This is a genomic window from Halorubrum sp. SP3 (assembly GCF_005435195.1).
Classification (GTDB): Archaea; Halobacteriota; Halobacteria; order Halobacteriales; family Haloferacaceae; genus Halorubrum; species Halorubrum sodomense.
In genome coordinates this window covers 1-2,133 of sequence record NZ_SGTU01000061.1, presented here as the reverse complement: position 1 = coordinate 2,133, position 2,133 = coordinate 1, and the positions used below count along the sequence as shown (strand labels likewise).

2 pseudogenes are annotated in these 2,133 nt (G+C 57.4%); one reads left to right on the top strand and one right to left on the bottom strand.

The window, feature by feature from the left end:
• Nucleotides 1–828 (top strand): annotated as a pseudogene (locus EXE42_RS15205) (hypothetical protein); the annotation flags it as partial.
• A gap of 437 nt (nucleotides 829–1,265) precedes the next feature.
• Here EXE42_RS15205 and EXE42_RS19610 read toward each other — a convergent pair.
• A pseudogene (locus EXE42_RS19610) lies at nucleotides 1,266–2,133 on the bottom strand (hypothetical protein); the annotation flags it as partial.

Genomic DNA, 2,133 nt, shown 5'->3' with positions numbered 1-2,133 from the left:
TGTCCAGCGTATCGCGATCCCGACAAGCTCACAGCGGTGTACGATCCGGAGGCGACGTTCCCCGAAATGACCGATGCGCTCGGAGTGGACGTGACACCGCAAACGGTCCGGAAATATATGATTGAACATGGTATCCATGAGCCAACCTCACGGACCAGCGATACGCTTACCGAGACGCACGTGGACGGCGAAGAAGTGACGAGTGCCGAGATCCAATCTGAGCATGACGCGAAGACTCCAGACCCCGAAACTGGTGAGTCGCAGCCGACATCAGCAGAGACCGCTCCAGCCAACGAGGCACACTCACAGCCATCAGGTGGCGATACCCGGGAGGACGACACTAGTGCCCCCGAGACTTCTACACCCGAAAGGCCTGATACGGCCACTGAGTTAGTTGAATCGGAGGAGAGTGGCGCCACAGCGTCTGCCCACACAGATGACGACAAGACAGTGACGACAGAGGCACAAACCAGCGGCAACGAGGCTGCCGACACGACTGCTGATCCACCGGATGAGGCCGCCCGTGCCACTTCCACAACCACGTCGACAGCGACCGACGGTGGAACACAACCGACACTTTCTGCGGTTGAATCACTTGAACTGCCCGGTGAGGTGTCCGTGGCCGAGCTCGTCTCAGTACTCACCGACTCACGAACCGTGTATGAGGTTCGGCGAGGACTCGGCGTTGATGACACCCAGACTCGCACAATCCTGCGACAGTACGACCTGATAGATCTCGTGACCGGCCGAATCACCCAGGGGTCAGAGCCCCCAGATAGGCAGGAGGTGCTCTCGCGGCTGATCGAAGCGAGTGACCAGGCGGCGTGACCATCACCACCGGTCTTGGGCACGGCGTGGATACCACGACCAGTAATTTTACGAGATTTCTGTTGTTCTAGTCACCCATCCGATCATTATGCGAGTAGTGTGCCACGGAATACCGAGCGATGTGTCTGTAGTACACGTTGATGACGACCCTATGATTGTGGCTCTGAGGGTGATGTATCTTGAACAACAGGATGACCAAATTATAGTGACAATAGCGACGACGGTTTCAGATGCGTTAGACCACACCTCACCACCCACAGATTGGCGTGGTCTCTAACTATGAACTGCCGGTGATGGACGGTATTGACGTACTCAATACGGTGCGTGCGAGGTTTCCAGACCTCCTAATTATTTTGTCCACTAGAAACAGAAACGAAGGGGGTTGCGTGTGGGATACTCACCTGTTGGAAGTCCCCGCTGGATATTGACCAATCCAGCTAGTCGTCACTAACGGACGCACCGTCTGATGCCGAATCGAATCCTGCCGTGGCTGAAGGCAGTATCCCAATGACCGTTTGCGCAGTCTCAACAGAGACTGAGTCAGGAGCAAACGTCGCTTGCTCGTACGCGGTGGTGAGCTGATACACTTCTGTGGCCTCAGCGTGATCTTTCTGGTACTGCTCATACAACTCCCAATGTGTCTGCGGGGCGTCTGTAACAACCTCTGCTGCGTGAGCTCTGAACGCGGCGTACGCAAGCTGGACAGCCGCATCTGGATCACCCGCATCAAGCGCCATCTGTGCACGGTCGATGAGAGAGGTCTCAGCCGGCCCCCTGCTGTCATCACGTGTCGCGGCGACTGCGGGCTCTCCGGTCTGTGTCTCTGCTGGTGTCGGGGATGCCAACTGTGTCGTCGCTGTTCCCCCCAGTTGGCTGCGGAGCTGTGTCCAAACTGCTCCGTCTCGCCAGCGACTCACGAGCAGGCTACCTCCACCCAGTAGGATGAGTATTCCGCCAACAAGTGCCGGGCGACGAACCGGACTCGTCGACGCAATTGGCAGTGTCTGCTCTGCTGTACTGCCTTCGAGACTACTTCCGGTGGGAGCAAACTGAACGGTGAGTGTTTGGCCTTCCGCAGCAATGGTAGCCCGATCGATGGTGGTTTGATACTGTCCAGTCGCGTCTGTCTCAACAGTTTCAACGGGTGTATCCCCGAGGTGGAGCTGTAGGGACCGACCCGCCAGCGGTTCGCCTGCGTCGGTTGTAAGTCTCCCAGCAACCGACACGTTCTGCGTCTCCTGCTCGTCAGCGACCGTCTCAACTGAGAGTGAGGTCGGTGTCGAGACGACGGTTAGTGGAACGGTT